The sequence below is a fragment of the Ruegeria sp. SATB045 genome (assembly GCF_059613525.1).
The window spans coordinates 80980-99326 of the sequence record NZ_JBXWSR010000021.1; the positions used below are offsets into that span (position 1 = coordinate 80980).

18 protein-coding genes are annotated in these 18347 nt (G+C 56.3%); 4 read left to right on the forward strand and 14 right to left on the reverse strand.

Going from position 1 to position 18347, the window contains the following annotated elements; genetic code table 11:
* Positions 1-5: 5 nt before the first annotated feature.
* Positions 6-602 (reverse strand): 2-hydroxychromene-2-carboxylate isomerase, encoded by a 597-nt coding sequence (locus AC2FNR_RS11920; protein WP_496849186.1) that lies wholly within the window; start codon positions 600-602, stop codon positions 6-8.
* 186 nt (positions 603-788) lie between these two features.
* Between AC2FNR_RS11920 and AC2FNR_RS11925 the strand changes: the two genes are divergently transcribed.
* Positions 789-2018: a serine hydrolase domain-containing protein gene (locus AC2FNR_RS11925; protein WP_496849187.1), complete on the forward strand. Its 1230-nt coding sequence runs from the start codon at positions 789-791 to the stop codon at positions 2016-2018.
* A 49-nt stretch (positions 2019-2067) separates the two neighbouring features.
* Positions 2068-2937 (forward strand): acyl-CoA thioesterase, encoded by an 870-nt coding sequence (locus tag AC2FNR_RS11930; RefSeq protein ID WP_480865529.1) that lies wholly within the window; start codon positions 2068-2070, stop codon positions 2935-2937.
* Here the strand turns inward: AC2FNR_RS11930 and AC2FNR_RS11935 are convergent.
* The 12 genes from AC2FNR_RS11935 to AC2FNR_RS11990 all read right to left on the reverse strand — a co-directional run bounded on the left by AC2FNR_RS11935 (position 2934) and on the right by AC2FNR_RS11990 (position 14653).
* Entirely contained in the window at positions 2934-3701 is a 768-nt protein-coding gene (locus tag AC2FNR_RS11935) for an SDR family oxidoreductase (protein WP_496849188.1), read from the reverse strand. The genes AC2FNR_RS11930 and AC2FNR_RS11935 overlap by 4 nt on opposite strands.
* A 111-nt stretch (positions 3702-3812) precedes the next feature.
* Entirely contained in the window at positions 3813-5042 is a 1230-nt protein-coding gene (locus tag AC2FNR_RS11940; protein WP_480865527.1) for an acyl-CoA dehydrogenase, read from the reverse strand.
* Between the two features lie 110 nt (positions 5043-5152).
* On the reverse strand, positions 5153-5842 hold the full coding sequence (phoB, locus tag AC2FNR_RS11945; protein WP_170354175.1) for a phosphate regulon transcriptional regulator PhoB: 690 nt from the start codon (positions 5840-5842) through the stop codon (positions 5153-5155).
* Positions 5843-5845: 3 nt separating this feature from the next.
* Positions 5846-6556, reverse strand: coding sequence for a phosphate signaling complex protein PhoU (phoU, locus tag AC2FNR_RS11950; RefSeq protein WP_496849189.1), 711 nt, complete (start codon positions 6554-6556; stop codon positions 5846-5848).
* A 16-nt stretch (positions 6557-6572) separates the two neighbouring features.
* Positions 6573-7370, reverse strand: coding sequence for a phosphate ABC transporter ATP-binding protein PstB (gene pstB, locus AC2FNR_RS11955; protein ID WP_170354173.1), 798 nt, complete (start codon positions 7368-7370; stop codon positions 6573-6575).
* A gap of 10 nt (positions 7371-7380) precedes the next feature.
* Positions 7381-8742: a phosphate ABC transporter permease PstA gene (gene pstA / locus AC2FNR_RS11960; RefSeq protein ID WP_480865525.1), complete on the reverse strand. Its 1362-nt coding sequence runs from the start codon at positions 8740-8742 to the stop codon at positions 7381-7383.
* Positions 8739-10211, reverse strand: a complete 1473-nt coding sequence (gene pstC, locus AC2FNR_RS11965; RefSeq protein ID WP_170751198.1) for a phosphate ABC transporter permease subunit PstC — start codon at positions 10209-10211, stop codon at positions 8739-8741. The genes pstA and pstC overlap by 4 nt, the downstream gene beginning before the upstream one ends.
* Before the next feature lie 81 nt (positions 10212-10292).
* Positions 10293-11333 (reverse strand): substrate-binding domain-containing protein, encoded by a 1041-nt coding sequence (locus AC2FNR_RS11970; protein WP_170354170.1) that lies wholly within the window; start codon positions 11331-11333, stop codon positions 10293-10295.
* A 197-nt stretch (positions 11334-11530) separates the two neighbouring features.
* A complete protein-coding gene (locus tag AC2FNR_RS11975) occupies positions 11531-12577 on the reverse strand; it encodes a PAS domain-containing sensor histidine kinase (protein WP_170354169.1) in 1047 nt (348 codons plus the stop codon).
* 22 nt (positions 12578-12599) lie between these two features.
* Entirely contained in the window at positions 12600-13121 is a 522-nt protein-coding gene (locus AC2FNR_RS11980; RefSeq protein ID WP_209197112.1) for a gamma carbonic anhydrase family protein, read from the reverse strand.
* A complete protein-coding gene (gene gmk / locus AC2FNR_RS11985; protein WP_496849190.1) occupies positions 13118-13759 on the reverse strand; it encodes a guanylate kinase in 642 nt (213 codons plus the stop codon). Before gmk ends, AC2FNR_RS11980 begins: the two co-directional genes overlap by 4 nt.
* Positions 13760-13774: 15 nt before the next feature.
* Positions 13775-14653 (reverse strand): YicC/YloC family endoribonuclease, encoded by an 879-nt coding sequence (locus tag AC2FNR_RS11990; RefSeq protein WP_496849191.1) that lies wholly within the window; start codon positions 14651-14653, stop codon positions 13775-13777.
* 255 nt (positions 14654-14908) lie between these two features.
* Between AC2FNR_RS11990 and AC2FNR_RS11995 the strand changes: the two genes are divergently transcribed.
* Positions 14909-15583: a PAS domain-containing protein gene (locus AC2FNR_RS11995; protein ID WP_496849192.1), complete on the forward strand. Its 675-nt coding sequence runs from the start codon at positions 14909-14911 to the stop codon at positions 15581-15583.
* A 217-nt stretch (positions 15584-15800) separates the two neighbouring features.
* Here the strand turns inward: AC2FNR_RS11995 and AC2FNR_RS12000 are convergent, their stop codons facing one another.
* Positions 15801-17171 carry a class II 3-deoxy-7-phosphoheptulonate synthase gene (locus tag AC2FNR_RS12000; RefSeq protein ID WP_496849193.1) on the reverse strand — a complete coding sequence of 457 codons (1371 nt, stop codon included), beginning with the start codon at positions 17169-17171 and terminating at the stop codon, positions 15801-15803.
* Between the two features lie 169 nt (positions 17172-17340).
* Here AC2FNR_RS12000 and AC2FNR_RS12005 point away from each other — a divergent pair, with 169 nt between their 5' ends.
* Complete coding sequence (locus AC2FNR_RS12005) at positions 17341-18345, forward strand: GlxA family transcriptional regulator (protein WP_496849194.1); 1005 nt, start codon at positions 17341-17343, stop codon at positions 18343-18345.
* The last annotated feature ends 2 nt before the right edge of the window (positions 18346-18347 follow it).

The window sequence follows — 18347 nt, forward strand, 5'->3', positions numbered from 1 at the left end:
TGGCCCTATGCAAGTTCCAGTTCGAGGTTCCCCAAACTGTTCTTGCCGAAAAACATCTCGGGCCCGCTGAATAGGGTCGGCACCCCGAACACTCCGCGCCTGACAGCAGCTTTGGTTTGATCCTTCAGCTGCTGTTTCACATCCGGACTGCTGATGGCTTCGCGTAGTTTGCGGACAGGCAAGTCGTTCTCTTGCAGGATTTCGGTTAGTACATTGATCTCATCAACTTTTTGCCCATGCACCCAAATTGCATCAAAAACAGATTTTATGTATCCGTCTTCCCACGATTTTCCAGAGGCATAGATTGCGCCGCGCATGGCGAATTTTGTATTGATTGGAAAATGTGGACTCATGTGAAAGCTCAGGCCGCGGCGCCTGGCAAAACGATGCAGGTCATGCGTCAGATATGCTGTTTTTTGTCTGTTTTCGGAATAAGCTTGAAACGGGCCCTGATTGTTGGTGGCCTTGAATATTGTGCTTAGCAAAACCGGGACATTGGTCACTGAAACATCGTGGCGGTTCGCCAGTTCAGGAAGAACCTTGTGTGCCAGATAGGCATTTGGACTGCAAAAGTCGTAAACGAATTCTATGGTTTGTGTCACTTTTCTCACTCCCGACCGGTAATCGTTGAAAAAGCACTCACCACAAAAACGAATCTGTTGTGTGACGAGCTTACCATCTCGCCGCAGTATTCAGCCCAGTCTAAATGGGTTTGCTTGAATTTCTCTGTTCATTTTGGGCGTCCTTGCGCAGTGTAAGGCACGTGTATTTCAGGAGACCTAGCCCCTATGATTTGTGCGCCTAGCTTTGACGCTGATCGATTGGATCGTATCCGGATCTGGATGCAGCGCTACGTTGATGACCGGAAATATGCCGGTAGCTCGTTTCTCTTGCGCCAAGGGCAAGACGAGGTTCTGTTCCGTGCTGCCGGACACCGCAGCAAAGAACATAACCTGCCATTCGAAAGAGATACGATCGCTCGCATTTATTCGATGACAAAACCCGTTACATCGGTCGCTGTTATGATGTTGGTTGAACAAGGGTTGATCCACTTAGATGCGCAAGTATCAGACTTTATTCCCGAATTTCGGAATGTTCAGGCGCTGATCCCCGGTGCCGAACGTCTGGATCAAACCGAGGATACGCAACCCCCGACACTGCACCATCTTTTGACCCATACCAGCGGTCTAAGCTATCCGTTCAACCCTGGTGTCCTTCCCGCAGCGATGAACGAGATGGATCTCATCTTTTCAGCCGACCAAGGCCTCATTAAGGACCGGGTACGTGAATTGGCGACGCTGCCGCTCGCGTTTCACCCGGGCTCCCGTTGGGAATATTCAGTCGGGATAGACGTTTTGGGCCGCGTCGTCGAAATCGTATCTGGCCAACCGCTGGACAAGTTCTTCCAGGTTCAAATATTCGACCCGTTGGGAATGACCGAGACGGGATTCAAGGTTCCCAAAGGGGCAGGGGACAGGTTTGCGTCGCTCTACACACCTCTTTCCGGCGACGCCATGGCGCTGAACGCCGCCAAAGAAAGCACGGATACTCTGCGACTGGTGGACGAACCGGGCGCATCGCCGTTTGAACGAACCACCACATTCTCGGGCGGAGGAGGTCTGGTCGGAACGATTGACGATTACGCAAAATTTGCGGACATGCTCAGAAACCGAGGCAGCCTGAACGGGCAGCGTCTGCTGGGGCCAAAAACTGTAGACTTCATGATGGTCAATCACTTACCGGGTGACATTGCATCGATGGGTCCACAGAGTTTCGCCGAACAGCCGATGGAGGGAACCGGGTTCGGTCTGGGCGGAGCAGTAGTTATGAACCCTGGCCGCACACGCACTCCGGGCTCGGTCGGAGATTTCAGTTGGGGTGGTATGGCCTCGACATTCTTCTGGTTGGATCGGCGCAATGACCTCACTGCCGTGTTCTTTACTCAGCTTTCGCCATCCAGCTCTTATCCGTCACGCGCTGAGCTCAAGGCGCTTGTCCTAGGGGCAATGATTGATTGATCGGAACAGCGCTGATACCTGTCTCACACGACCCTAACGGAGAGCTGTCATGACCGAAGCCGAACGCGTTCTGCTGGACCTGTTGAATGTCGAAAGGCTGGAGGTTGACTTGTATCGCGGCACCGGTTCCGGCGGTGAAACGCCTAAACGGATCTTTGGCGGGCAGGTCGTATCGCAGGCCCTTGCCGCAGCGTACAGGACCGTCGATGATCGGCTATGCCATTCGCTTCATGCCTATTTCATAAGACCGGGCGATCCAAGCATTCCCGTGATTTATCAAGTGGATCGCGCCCGAGATGGAGGTTCGTTCACAACCCGCCGCGTGGTTGCCATACAGCATGGCAAACAGATTCTGAACATGTCTGCTTCGTTCCATATTGTTGATGAAGGTTGGGATCATCACCACCCAATGCCCACGATGGAGGCGCCTGAAAGTTATCCAGCGCGCACTGATCTGAGGAACAAGTATGTCGATCTTGTTCCTGAAAAACTGCAGGGTGAGTTATTGCGAGAGCGTCCGATCGAAGTTCGTGAGGCAAGCCATTTAAATCCTTTTGCGCCGGAAAAGTCCGACGATCGAAATCAAGTATGGTTTCGGATGAATGCCGCAGCACAAGCAGATCAAATCACTCAACAACTCCTTCTGACTTATGCGTCGGATATGTATCTGATGAGCTCGGGGATGCGCCCCCATGGGTTAAGCTGGTTCACCGGCGAAGTGAATGGTGCCAGTCTGGACCACGCGCTTTGGTTCCATGCACCTGTTCATTTTGAGAACTGGCATCTCTATGCGATGGATTCGCCTTGGACCGGGCGAGGGCGCAACTTCAACCGCGGATCAATCTATTCTCTAGATGGCACACTGGTCGCTTCGGTTGCGCAAGAAGGTTTGATGCGCAAAGCCAAGAGGACAGTTTAGTTATTCTCGATAAATACTTGGTTTAACTTCCGCATTCCGCCAAGCCAGCGCTCATAGTCTCCGGCTTTGTGTCGGATGTAGTCCAACACCTGAGGATGCGGAAGGATCAGAAATTGCTCGGCCTCTATGCCTTTGACGCACGCATCAGCAACGTCCTCCGGCTCAAGCATGCCATCGATTGAGGCTACCGAGGTCTCATGACCTTTGGTCATATCGGATCGGACGGCCTGAGGACATAAGACAGACACGCGCAATCCTTTGTGACCATATGTCAAAGACAGCCATTCGGCGAAACCAACGGCGGCGTGTTTGGTGACGCCGTATGGTGCTGCGCCGGGCTGATTCAACAATCCGGCTGCAGACGCAGTCGTAAGGATGTAGCCGCCGCCACGCAACACCATGCGCGGCACCAGATGGCGCGCGGTCCAAACATGAGACATGACATTGATCTTCCAGATCCTGTCCCAGTCCTCGTCGGGGACATCCAGACCTCCTAACGTCAAAATACCGGCATTCGCGCAGAAAAGATCAATGGGTCCAATGTCTTCTTCGACGGTATTGATTAAGTCTCTGACGCTGGCTTCACTGGATACGTCGCAGTGAAATGCGTGGCCACCAATCTCATTTGCAATGTCCGCAGCACCGGCGTGATCGAGATCCGAGCAAACAACTGTCGCACCTTCGGCAGCAAATCGACGGGCGAGACCTTCGCCGATACCTCCGGCTGCACCTGTTATAACGACGGTTTTGTCATTCAATTTCATGAATCACTCCAGAGCCACGGGTTCAATTCGTGATCCTATGGTATTGGTAAAGAATGGAAAGTTGCATTTCATTCCATGCATTAAATTACCATAATACCAATTACGCGACAGTTAGTAGAAGGCTTGTAGGCCCGTTTGTGCGCGCCCAAGGATCAACGCGTGGACGTCATGGGTGCCTTCATAAGTGTTTACGGTTTCGAGGTTCACCATATGCCGGATCACTTGGAATTCGAGCGATATTCCGTTGCCGCCATGCATGTCCCGCGCCAACCGCGCGATGTCCAAAGCTTTACCGCAGTTGTTGCGCTTGACGAGCGAGATCATTTCAGGCGCAGCTTCGGCTTGGTCCATAAGACGCCCGACCCGCAGACTGCCTTGAAGCCCAAGCGCAATTTCAGTTTGCATGTCGGCCAGTTTGCGCTGGAACAATTGTGTCTGGGCCAAAGGTTTGTCGAATTGCTTGCGATCCAACCCATATTGACGCGCAGCGTGCCAGCAGCATTCAGCAGCCCCCATCACACCCCAGCTGATGCCATAGCGTGCGCGATTCAGGCAACCAAACGGACCTTTTAGGCCCTGAACATGCGGCAACAGTGCTGTCTCATCCACCTCAACGCCGTCCAGAACGATTTCTCCGGTGATCGAGGCGCGTAGACTTAGTTTGTTCTGTATCTTCGGCGCGCTCAGACCCTTCAGCCCCTTGTCCAGGACAAATCCACGGATTTTCCCATCATGGGCGTCGGACTTGGCCCAGACTACGAAAACATCCGCAATGGGCGCGTTCGATATCCACATTTTGCTGCCGGTCAAACGGTAGCCACCATCAATTTTCTCGGCGCGGGTCTTCATACCGGCCGGATCCGAACCCGCATCAGGCTCGGTCAGGCCAAAACAGCCGATCCATTCGCCGCTGGCCAGTTTCGGAAGGTATTTGCGGCGCTGTTCTTCGCTGCCATAGGCATAGATCGGGTACATAACCAGCGAGCTTTGGACCGACATCATGGAACGATAACCCGAGTCGACACGCTCGACCTCGCGCGCAACAAGGCCGTATGAGACGTACCCGCCCCCTAGCCCACCGTATTCCTCGGGGATCGTCGTTCCCAGCAGGCCCATCTGGCCCATTTCGCGGAAGATTTCTGGGTCGGTTTCTTCATTCTGAAACGCCTCGGTGACGCGTGGTTGCAGCTTTTCCTGCGCGTAGGCCCGCGCGCTGGCCTCGATCATGCGCTCATCTTCTGTAAGCTGATCTGTCAGCCGGAACGGATCGTCCCAAGCAAACCGGCCCATGTCCGGAGCATCCTTGGCGCGCAGGGTCGGTTTGGTATCGGGGGCATTCATGGTCCATCTCCGCTCTGTCAGGTTTCACGCAACCTAGCTTTACCGACAGGTAAAAGACAGAAAGAGTTTGGCAATACCTTATGAGAAAAACTCATAAGGTAACATGCGCCCTACCCCAACGCGTAACCTGCGCCACGAACAGTTCTGACTGGGTCTGCACCGCCATGCTGGGTCAAAGCCTTTCGCAGGCGACCGATATGCACGTCCACGGTGCGTGTATCGACATAGATGTCGCGTCCCCACACCCGGTCGAGCAGTTGTTCGCGGCTCCAGACACGGCCGGGTTTTTCCATGAACGTGCTCAGTAGCCGGAACTCGGTTGGGCCAAGTTTCAGCGGCTTGCTGTTGCGACTGACTTTATGCGTTTCCGAGTCCAGGATGATATCGTCAAACTCTAGCCGAATGCCCACAGTCGCCGGGCGCACACGGCGTAATTGCGTGCGCACACGGGCCATCAGTTCGACCACCGAGTACGGCTTGACCACATAGTCATCCGCACCGGTTTCCAGACCACGAACCTTGTCGACCTCTTCCGTGCGGGCCGACAACATGATGATCGGAATTGAACGTGTGTCAGGGCGCGATTTGAGGCGGCGGCAGACTTCGATCCCGCTCAGGTTGGGCATCATCCAGTCCAACACGATGATATCCGGGCTGTCTTCATCCACCAGCAGCATGGCTTCGTCACCGCTGGCGGCCTTGGAGACGCGGAACCCTTCTGCCTCGAGGTTATAGGCCAGCACTTCACGCTGTGCCGGCTCATCCTCAACGACCAGAACTGTAGGCTGATCTGCAGACATGGATCAGATCTCCTGCGGGAATTGGGACGTCGTGTCCGCCTTTGGGCGGGCCTCGGTCGGGCGTTCGCCGGTCACCAGATAGACAACCTGCTCCGCGATCGCGGTGACATGGTCACCCATGCGTTCGATGTTCTTTGCGATGAAATGCAGGTGCATACAGGACGAGATGTTGCGCGGGTCTTCCGCCATGAATGTCAGAAATTCCCGGAATAACCCGTTATACATCTGGTCCACTTCTTCGTCGCGGTTAATAACGTCGGTCGCCAGTTCCGCGTCGCGCTGGATATAAGCGTCCAAAGCGTCGCGAAGCATCCGCTCGACTTCGCGTGCCATGCGGCGCAGGGCGGCGGCGCTGCCGTTGATCTCGCCCGCATTGACCAGAACCGTCGTCCGTTTGGCGATATTCTTGGAATAATCACCGATGCGTTCAAGGTTACCGGACACTTTCAAGACAGAAAGGACCAGACGCAAGTCGCTCGCAGTCGGCGCTCGCAGCGCGATCAGACGCGCGGTTTCCTCGTCAATCAACTCTTCCAACGCGTCGATGGCCTTGTCGCCCTGCCGGACTTCTTGGGCCAATTCTTCGTCTCGGGTCTCCAGTGATCTCGCGGCGCTCATGATGGCGGCCTCGACCAGCCCGCCCATCTTCATGATATGAGCCTGAATCGCCTCGAGGTCGCGGTCGAATGCGGATGCAATATGTTGTTCGCTCATGGTCTGATACCTGTCCTCAGCCGATCCGGCCGGTGATATAGCTTTCGGTGCGGGGATCTTCGGGGTTGGTGAAGATTTGCCCCGTCTCGCCGAACTCGACGAGGTTGCCGAGGTGGAAGAATGCGGTTTTCTGGCTGACCCGCGCGGCCTGCTGCATCGAGTGTGTGACAATCACGACCGAATATCGCGAGCGCAATTCGTCTATCAGTTCTTCAACCTGCGCAGTTGCAATCGGGTCCAGGGCCGAGCACGGCTCGTCCATCAGCAGAACCTCAGGCTCGGTCGCGACGGCGCGGGCAATACATAGGCGCTGCTGCTGACCGCCTGACAGGCCGGTTCCGGGGGCGTCCAGACGATCCTTGACCTCATCCCAGATCGCACCGCGACGCAGGGATTTCTCAACGATCTCATCCAGTTCCGCCTTGTTTTTGGCAAGGCCGTGAATGCGGGGGCCATAGGCCACGTTGTCATAGATCGACTTTGGGAATGGGTTCGGCTTCTGGAACACCATGCCCACTTTGGCGCGCAGCTGCACCGGATCAACGCGTTTGTCATAGATATCCTCGCCATCCAGCAGGATATCGCCCTCGACCCGGCAGATGTCGATCGTGTCGTTCATCCGGTTCAGGCAGCGCAGGAAGGTGGACTTGCCGCAGCCCGAGGGGCCGATGAATGCGGTCACGGTCTTGTCTTCGATCTGAACATCCACGTCCTTGATGGCGTGGGTGTCGCCGTAATAGACCTGAACCTTGTTCGCGGCGATTTTAATGGCTTTGGAGTCCACGGCTCTCTCCACTCGTGTCATGTCGTTCATAATAAGCCCCTTACCAGCGGCGTTCAAAGCGGCGGCGCAGGATGACCGCGATGGTGTTCATTGTCACAAGGAAGATCAACAGGATGATGATGCCCCCCCATGCGCGTTCGTAAAAGGCCGGGTCGGCGCGTTTGGACCACTCGTAGATCTGCGCCGGCATGGCCGAGTTCGGAGACAGGAAGCCCGCCACCAGCCCGTCGGGCGGGTTCGAGGCGATAAAGCCCACCATCCCGATCAGCAGCAGCGGCGCGGTTTCGCCAAGCGCCTGCGCCAGACCGATAATGGTGCCGGTCAGAATACCGGGCGCGGCCAGCGGCAAGACATGGTGGAACACCGCCTGCATTTTCGAGGCCCCTACCCCAAGTGCGGCATCGCGGATCGACGGCGGAACCGCCTTCAACGACGCACGCGTCGAGATGATGATCGTCGGCAGAGTCATCAGCGTCAGAACCAGACCACCCACCAGCGGGGCTGAGGTTGGCAGGTGCATGTAGTTGATGAACACGGCCAAACCCAGAATACCGAACACGATCGACGGCACGGCGGCCAGGTTCGAGATATTCACCTCGATGATATCGGTCAGCCGGTTCTGCGGCGCAAACTCCTCAAGATAGATCGAGGCGGCCACACCAATCGGCAGCGCCAAAGCCAGCACCACGAACATCATGAACAGCGAGCCCAGCATCGAAACACCGATCCCCGCAGCCTCGGGCCGTTGGTCGGACGCGTCCGAGCCGAAGATGAAATCGGGGTTGAATGCCTTGTACAGAACACCCGCGTCCCGTAGTTGATCGACGAAATCCAGCTGGGCAACCGTGATGCTTTTGTCATTGGCGATGGACTCGCGGGTCACGCGGCCCTTCATGTAACCATCGACACGGCTGTTGACCAGAAAGCGGAAGCTGACGGTTTTGCCGATTTCATCGGGGTTGGCGATCACATAGTTCCGCAGCTCGGCCTGCGCTGCTTTGGACAGGATGCCGCCCATTTCTTTGGGGGTCAGGTCGGTCTGGATGCCCAGGTTTTGCACCTCAGCTTCCACAGCAGCCGCGATCAGCGGCGCGTAACCAAAGGTCGAGACCTTCTTGATATCCTCGATATTGCGGTTGCCCTTCTTGTCCAGCTTGTCTTCTTTCAGCTCGACATTCAGCTCAAGGAAAGACTGCTGGAACGCTCCGGTGCCCGCGGTCACAATGTTTGTAACCAGCACGATCAGCATCAGCAGGCCGATACCGATGGCAGCAATCCCATACATCTTAAACCGGGATTCAGCCGCATTGCGTTTTTTGGTACGGGCATCCTTTTCGAACAGCGATCCATGTTTGGAAGGTGCCGCAGGTGCTGAGCCGGGGGTTTGGGAAATATCGGTCATTCGTACTGCTCCCGGTATTTGCGCACGATGTAGAGGGCGAAGATGTTCAGCCCCAGCGTGATGATGAACAAGGTCAGACCCAGCGCGAACGCCACCAACGTTTCGGGGCTGGCAAAGTCGGTATCGCCGGTCAGCTGGCTGACGATCCGGGTTGTGATCGTGGTCATCGCCTCGAACGGGTTGCCGGAGAATTTGGCGATTGCACCGGCGGCCATCACAACGATCATCGTCTCACCGATGGCGCGGCTGGCGGCCAGCAGGATCGCACCCACGATCCCCGGCAGTGCGGCCGGCAGAACCACCTGACGGACGGTTTCGGAGTGCGTCGCGCCAAGACCCAACGAGCCGTCGCGCATCGACTGGGGTACCGCGTTGATGATGTCATCGGACAGCGACGACACGAATGGGATCAGCATGATGCCCATAACCAGACCCGCCGTCAGAACCGCGTTGGAACTGGCCATCCAGCCCACTCCGAATGCACCGCCTTCGCCGAACATTGACACTAACGCGGGGCCAACCGTCAGCAGGGCAAACAGACCGTAGACGATGGTTGGGATACCGGCGAGGATCTCCAGTAACGGTTTGGCAATCGAGCGGGTTGCGCCTGATGCATATTCGGACAGGTAGATCGCTGCGAACAGGCCGATTGGCACCGCCACCAGAAGCGCAATCAATGAGATATAAAGCGTGCCCCACAACAGCGGTAGGATTGATAGTTCCGAGCCCCCTCGGAAGTTCGGGGCCCAGGTACTGCCGAAGAAGAAATCCTTCCACGAATGCAGCTGGAAGAAGTTCATCGTCTCGAACAGCATCGACAGAACGATGCCCACGGTCGTCAGGATCGCGATGGACGCAGCCAACAGGAGCAGCGCCAGAACGCCCTGTTCTACCACGTTACGCGCGCGGAATTCCTTGTGCGTACGGATATAGGCAAAGGCCGCGCCCAACAGTGCGACCGCGAGCACGATCACCTGCATCGCCACCGAACCGGTTCCGGTCATGCTGCGATAGGTTTGTGCAGCAACCAAAATGGGTTGCGTGATATCCTGCGTCAGCACCTGCCCTGCGTCTTTCAGCGTCTGGGTCAGCTGCGCGATGTCTGCATTTGCGTCTTGAGCCTGCGCCTGCGTCAAGGCGCCGGCGGCCACCGCGCCCTCAAGACCATCCGCCACCCGGCGTACTTCGCTCATGATCAGGCCCCGGTCGGACCCTTCGGGGATCGCGCTATCGGGGATCATGCCCGTCACGGTGCTGTTCACGAAAACAGGTTGCGCCAGCAACCAGACAATCAGTACCCCGATAGCAGGGACCAGCGCCGTCAGCGCGACATTGTAGCCATAGTAGGACGGCAGTGAGTGCAGATCACGCGCATCCCCTCCGGCACTTGCCAAAGCACGGGACCGGCCCGTGAAAAATCCGATCACTGCCAGTGCAAGCAGGATGATCAACAGCCAGGATAATGCCATGGGAACTCCGTGGGGATGGCAGTAGTGGAGTCAAAAAGAACCGGGGCGCGCGAAACGCCCCGGTTCAACAGTGTTAAAGGCTTAGGAGCCGCCGCCCAGAACAGTTTCGTTCGCAACAGCTTCCTGAACTTTTACCAGCTCGGGATCCGAAACCAGACCGTATTCGGCCAGCGGGCCGTCGGGGCCAGCGATCTCGTCTGCGACGAAGAACTCAGCATACTCTTTCAGGCCAGGGATCACGCCGATATGGGCTTTCTTGACGTAGAAGAACAGCGGACGTGACACAGGGTATTCGCCGGTTGCGATCGACTCGGTCGAAGGCACAATGCCGGACATGGTCGCAACCTGAAGCTTGTCGGTATTGTTCTCGTAGAACGCCAGACCAAAGACGCCGATGCCGTCTTTGTTGCTGTCGATACGTGCCAGAGTTTCAGTGTAGTCGCCGTCAATGTCGACCGACACGCCGTCGGTGCGGATCGCGATGCACTGTTTTTCGGCTGCTTTCTTGTCGTCGCCGGCTGCTGCCTTGAACACTTCGAAATCGCCCAGGTGCTCACAACCTGCCAGGATGACCTTGTCTTCGAACACTTCACGGGTGCCGTGCTTGGTGCCCGGGATGAAGGTTGCGATCGGCTGCGCCGGGAAGTCCGGGTTCACGTCGGCCCAGGTCTTGTTGGGGTTGTCGACAACTTCACCATCTACGACGATTTTGGCTGCCAGCGCTTTGTACCAGTCTTCCGGCGTGAACTCGAAAGAGTTGCCGTTGATGTCGGATGCGAAAACGATGCCGTCATAACCGATCTGAACTTCGATGATGTCGGTTACGCCGTTTTCGGCGCAGGCTTTGATCTCTTTTTCGCGGATGGCGCGCGATGCGTTGGCCACGTCGATGGTGTTTTCGCCAACACCTTCGCAGAAGCGCTTGAGGCCAGCCGAGGAACCGCCCGATTCAACAACCGGTGTCGGGAAATCAAAGTTTTCACCGAAGGCTTCGGCAACGATCGAGGCGTAAGGCAGAACGGTCGAGGAACCGGCAACCTGAACTTGATCACGTGCAGCAGCAGTAGTGGCCGAAACGGCAGCAATCGCCAGAGCAGAAGCCGACAGTTTTACAAAGGACATCTCAGTCTCCTTGAGAAAGATAACAAATGATCACCCCCATGATGATCTTGGGCGAACCCCTAGAAGCCGCGCGTAAGCCTTTTGTGACAAGTTTGTAACGGTTTTATGACAACTGAATTTGTTTCAACGTGACCCAGCGTAAATGTAAAGAAAGCAGACAACCTGGTCAGACTTTCAGGGGTATCATGAACTTGATGTCATCGGGGCAGAATGACAGTAAAAACAGAGCCTTTACCCAAGTCGCTTTCGACCCTAAGCCGCCCGCGGTGGCGATTCACGATGTGTTTCACAATCGCCAGCCCCAGCCCTGTTCCACCAAGTTGCCGCGACCTGTGACTGTCCGCGCGATAGAATCGTTCTGTCAGGCGCGGCAGGTGAACGGGATCAATGCCCGGCCCTTTGTCTATCACCTGAACCCGCACTGCGGGTCCCCGCATCGCCGTATCCCGGTCCGAGGCCGTTGCATGAACGTCTACACGCCCACCACTGCCGCCATACTTTATTCCGTTTTCAATCAGGTTGGTAAAAACCTGCCGTAATTGATCGCTGTCACCAACTATCGACACAGGCCCGTGCGTTTCGCTGAGAACCAGCTCGACGCCCGCGTCCTCTGCTAGGGGGCGCAAGGAATTGATAATGGATTGCAACAGCCCGATCAGTTCCAACTGCTCTTTCGGGCGCACCCGTTCTTCACTTTCCACGCGGTTCAGTGAAAGTAAGTCGTCGACCAGACGGTTCATACGGCTGGCCTCGTCGGTCATGATCTGCAGAAACCTGTCCCGGGCGGCGACATCATCGCGTGCGGGTCCGCGTAGCGTTTCGATGAACCCCATCAAAGCCGTTAGCGGCGTGCGCAGCTCGTGGCTGACATTGGCGACAAAGTCTCGTCGCATCTGGCTGGCCTGTTCCAGATGTGTCACGTCCTGAAACGTCGCCAGAACCGCCCCGCCCGAGACGGCCCCCACCCCGTTCATATACCGGCATTCAACTTCGAAGGTTGTATCCTGCGCCCCGTCATTTGCCAGATGTCGGGTTCTGGTGGTGCCTTTCGAACGCAAGCTCTGTTCCATCGCGTCGATGACCTGCGGTTGCCTCAAGATCGTCGCGAAGTGGCGCGTCTCGATGTTTTTGCCCAACATCGTAGTGGCGTCCGTGTTCGCAGCAATGATCCGCTCGGTCTGATCAACCAGCAAAGCAGGCATGGGAATGGCCGACACGAATTCGGCAAGAAGGTTTTCGGACATGGACGTCAACTCTTGCAGGCACTCAGACCGGTTTCATGGTGTCCCGGAATTTGCGCATATTGCTTTGGTAGTGCAACGCACTGAGCGTCAGTTTCTGCGCGGCCGCGTCATCCAACTGACGAATGACCTTACCCGGCGATCCCATGACTAACGAGTTGTCGGGGATTTCCTTACCTTCAGTGATCAGGGCTCCGGCTCCGATCAGGCAGTTCTTGCCGATTTTGGCCCCGTTCAGAACAATGGCTCCCATTCCGATCAAGGAGTTTTCGCCAATCGAACAGCCGTGCAGCATGACCTTGTGACCAATCGTACAGTTCTTGCCAATGGTCAGCGGAAAACCCGGGTCGACATGCATGACGCAGTTTTCCTGAACGTTACTGCCCTCGCCTACACGGATTTCCTCGTGATCGGCACGCAGTGTGCTGCAAAACCAAACCGAGGCCCCCTCTTCCAACACCACTTTCCCGATCAGATTTGCGTCAGGTGCGACCCACGTATCCTGATGAAGCTGCGGTGCGTGATCCCCCAAGGCGTAGATGGTCATGATTGTTCCTCAAATTCATTTTGCAGGTTGCGAACGTGGTTCTGAAGGCTGGGTTGCTGGATGCGGCGCATCCGCTCGGCGCTGACGATGGTTTTCAGCTTTTCCTCAGTTGAGTCTAAATCATCATTTACCAATACGTAGTCGTAATAGCCCCAGTGGCTGATCTCGTCCCAGCTTTTCAACATCCGTTTTGAAATCACGTCGTCGCTGTCCTGCCCGCGCGTCTCAAGTCGGCGGCGCAGTTCCGGGATCGAGGGCGGAAGAATGAATATTGAAAGCGCGTGCTTGCCCAAATCCGAGTTTCGGATCTGTACTTCGCCCTGCCAGTCTACGTCGAACAGAACATCCTTGCCGGATTCGATCGACTCACGCACCGGACCGGAAGGTGATCCATAGAAATTGCCAAAGACATGCGCGTGTTCCAGCATTTGTCCGTCGGCAACCTGCTGTTTGAACGCATCCTCCGAAAGGAAATAATACTCGCGGCCGTGTTCCTCGCCCGGTCGTGGTGCGCGAGTGGTGGCCGATACCGAGAATTTCAGATCCGAATCCCATTGCATCAACCTTTTGGCCAGCGTCGATTTCCCTGCCCCTGAAGGCGAGGACAGAATGATGAGAAGGCCGCGTCGATCCGCCATTTGGGGCTCCTGTCGTTATTCCACGTTCTGCACTTGCTCGCGCATCTGATCTATTACGGCCTTCAACTCAAGCCCCACCGACGTCAGATCAGCGCTTTGCGCCTTAGAACACAATGTATTGGCCTCACGGTTGAACTCTTGCATCAGGAAATCCAGCTTGCGCCCGACCGCGACATCCTGCGCGAGTAGGTCCCGAGCTGCACTTACATGGGCCTTCAGACGGTCGACCTCTTCGGTGATGTCGGCTTTGACAGCGAGTAACGCCAGTTCTTGCGCGACCCGGTCGGGTTCGACCCCCTGCGCGTTGTCCAGAACCCGCAACAGGTTTTCGCGCAGGGCCTCTGCCATTTTGTCTTTGCGCTGCTCAGCAAGATCTGCGGCCTGGTCGGTCAAACTGGCAACTTGGTCCAGCTGTCCACCCAAGACCCGAAACAATGCCTGACCTTCGCTTTCCCGCATTTGGATGAAATCGCTCAGGACGTCCTTAAACTCGACCACCAGGTGCGCGACCAGAGGCGCGGGGTCGTCAATATCACTGCCTGCATCCAACATACCTTTGAGCGATAGCAACTCGGCCGCTGAAGATGGGGCAAGTGTCACATCACGTGCCGACGCCAATTGCTGAGTTCGCACCAAAGCATCCAGCACCGCAGACATTGCGGTTTCGTTCAGCATCAGATCAGGTGCGGTTTCGTCTTTAGACAGCCGCAGAGAAAGGGTTACGTTTCCCCGGCTCAACGATTTTGACAGCTCTGCCCGTAAGGCGGCTTCAAGTCCGCTTAGCCAGTCCGGCATCCGCAATCGCAGATCAAGACCCTTGCCGTTGACGCTGCGCAGTTCCCATGTCCAGCTATGTGGGCCCAACGCGCCTTTACCCGATGCAAATGCGGTCATGGATCTGATCATGCCGGTTCCTTCTGTCTACGCCTGCGTTTGCCTGCCTGGCGCACCTAATGGCATTGGCCGCTTCAGAGCAAGAGTTTGCTGAGTTTGACGGCAAAGCCGACAAGTTAACCATTCATTAAAGAATTAGTCCAAAATTGACTCAACCCGTGTCAATTTGATCACCGTCAGGACTGGTCAGTCAGTGATGCCCCCGGTATCTGGCATTTTATGAAAATCGTGGTCGATTGATGCTAGGGTGATGAAATGAAAACCTTTTTCGGGAACGGATCCGGGTCAAGTTTTGGAAAGATCGTCGCTATGGATCGATTCGACAGTGGGCGCAGCCTATCGCCCATCCGGCAGGCCGAGGCATATTGGACAGCGCTGCTGACCGGCGACAGTGTTCCTATGCGCGCGCAAATCGACCCGCGCGGGCTTGAGAGCATACTGGAATATACCTTTATCCTTGAACGCATCGCGCCCGGCTTGGCACGTTTCCGACTGGCGGGCAGTCATCTGAACAAACTTGCGGGTATGGAGGTGCGTGGAATGCCTCTGACCGCGTTCTTCGAAGCAGAAGCGCGTGAACAGGTCACCGATACACTGGAACAGGTGTTTGGCGGCCCTGCGATTGCCGAGCTGGGTCTGATGTCGACCGGAGCGCTGGGTCGTCTTCGGCTGGAGGCGCGGATGATACTCTTGCCGCTGAAAAGCGATCTCGGCGACATCAGCCGGGTGTTAGGCGTTATGGTCAGCGACGGCCCAACAGGCCCCACACCACGTCGGTTTGGCGTGCGCGATCGCAAGCTCCGCCCTGTGTCCGAAGTTCAGGCCCCCAGCAAGCGTCCAGCGCCGGAACCGGCAGGTTTTGCGGAAGACACCGCAGAATTCAGCCGTCCCGGTTCGCATTTACGATTGGTCGTTTCGCGTGACGACTAACGGAGTTGGCGTCTGGTCCGAGTTGGCGCCTTCGGAAAAAGGAAGTTGGAGGATCTGACCGGTTTTCCAGTAGCGCCCGACCTTGCGTTAGGGCGCTCTGTCCATACGCAACAGCGTGCGAGGATCGGATATTGGTTCAAGGTTCTGCAAATAATGCGTCAAACAACAAAAGTCATTTGACGCCTTGCTTTCATTCGTTTGGAATATCCGCGCCCCGTTAACCGGCTTCGCGTTTGGTCCGATTGCGCCGCAATGACGTAAGCTCTTCTGCGACAAGGAATGCCAGTTCAAGCGACTGCGACGCATTCAGGCGTGGATCGCAAGCAGTATGGTAACGATCCGAGAGATCCTCTTCCGTAACGGCGCGAATACCTCCGGTACATTCGGTGACGTCCAGACCAGTCATCTCGAAATGCACGCCACCGGGGATCGTGCCTTCAGCCTGATGGACGCCAAAGAAGTCGCGCACCTCGCGAAGGACCGAATCGAACGGACGGGTCTTGTATCCTGTGGCCGACTTGATCGTGTTGCCATGCATCGGGTCGCAGACCCAAGTGACCTGGGCGCCCTCTTCCTTGACCGCTTTGACCAGACGCGGCAGATGCTCACCCGCTTTACCGGCACCGAAGCGTGCGATCAGGGTCAGGCGGCCCTCTTCATTTTCGGGGTTCAGTTTGGCCATCAAAACCTTGAGGTCTTCGGCGGTCGTGGTTGGACCGCATTTCAGACCGATCGGGTTCTGTACGCCCCTGCAGAATTCCACATGCGCACCGTCGGGCTGACGGGTACGGTCGCCAATCCAGATCATGTGACCCGAGCCGGCCAGCCAGTTGCCGGATGTCGAATCCAGACGGGTCAGCGCCTCTTCGTATTCCAGCAGCAGCCCTTCGTGGCTGGTGTAGAACTCGACAGTCGAGAATTCATGCGTGGTATCGGCATTGATCCCGGCAGCATCCATGAAGTCGATGGAATCCTGAATGCGGTCTGCGATTTCCGAGTATTTCTGAACGTCCTGATCGTCGGTAAAGCCCAGCGTCCAGGAATGGACGCGGCTCATATCGGCGAAACCACCGGTCGAAAATGCCCGTAACAGGTTCAACGTGGCCGCCGCCTGAGTGTAGGCTTGCAGCATTTTGGATGGATTCGGAATACGGGCTTCGGGCGTAAAGGCCAACTCGTTGATGATGTCACCACGGTAGCTGGGCAGCTCCACGCCATCAATCACCTCGGTCGGCGCGCTGCGCGGTTTGGCGAATTGACCCGCCATGCGGCCCACTTTGACCACTGGCACCTTGGCGCCATAGGTCAGAACCATGGCCATCTGCAGCATTACTTTGAAGGTGTCACGGATCGCATCCGCGCTGAATTGTTCAAAGCTTTCAGCACAATCCCCGCCCTGCAGCAGGAATGCCTCGCCGCGGCCAGCGGCACCCAGTTGCTGTTTTAGGCGTCGCGCCTCGCCCGCAAAAACCAGCGGGGGATACTGTGCAAGCTGGGCCTCGACCTTGGCCAGCGCGGCCGCGTCGGTATAGTCTGGCATCTGAATCCGGGGCTTGTTGCGCCAGTTCGTTTTTTGCCACTCGGTCATAGCTTTGATCTCCGCTGAAGTATTCAGGTCGTCTCTATACAAAATGCATTGCAGAGTGACCATATCCGATTTGCGCCCCTTGACGACCTAAACAACCTTTGATCATGGTGGCTGTCACATCTGTCGCCAGACGCAACGTCATCAGGCGCCGAATCAAGGACACCTCGCCATGCAAGAGCAACGCCAAGTTGTCACGGTGCAAGACACTGCGGCCAACCCCCGGAATTTCGTATTTGTCCTGCTGGACAAGTTTTCGCTTTTGTCATTCGCTTCGGCGCTGGACAGTTTGCGTATCGCGAACCGGATGGCTGACAAAGATCTGTATTCCTGGACCTTCGCGGGCGAAGGAGGCGATACTGTCAAATGCTCGGCCGGGACCGAGTTTAAGTTGGACACCGACCTGAATGAGTTGCAGCGTGATGACGTTGTGATGATTTGCGGTGGCGTCGACGTGCAGGCCGCGACAACCAAAAAGGTTCTGAACTGGGTGCGGCGTGAAGCACGGCGTGGCCTCAAGATCGGGGGGTTGTGCACAGCTGCCTACACGCTGGCCAAAGCTGGTTTGCTGGACGGTAAACGCGCAACCATTCACTGGGAAAACGCAGACAGCTTTGTTGAGGAATTTGATGAGGTCGAGCTGACCAAGTCTGTTTTCCAAATTGATGGTAACAGGATGACAACGGCGGGCGGGACGTCGTCGATTGATCTGATGCTGAAGATTATTGCCGATGACTACGGTGAAGATCTTGCTAATGCCGTTGCCGATCAAATGATCTATTCCTCGATCCGTACGGATCAGGACACTCAGCGTCTTTCCACACCTACCCGGATCGGCGTTCGGCATCCAAAGCTTAGCCAAGTTATCCTGATGATGGAAAAGAACATCGAAGAGCCGATCTCGCCCTCGATTCTGGCCAAAGACGTGGGTATGTCGACCCGTCAGTTGGAACGCCTGTTCCGCCGCTATCTAAGCAGGTCGCCCAAGCGTTATTACATGGAGCTGCGCCTGCACAAGGCGCGCAACTTGCTGATGCAAACCGATATGAGTGTGATCAACGTGGCCCTGGCCTGTGGCTTTGCCTCACCCAGCCATTTCTCGAAATGCTATCGTGCGCATTACAACACGACGCCTTACCGCGAACGCGGAGCCCAAGCCGGGCGGCTTTCCGTCTGACC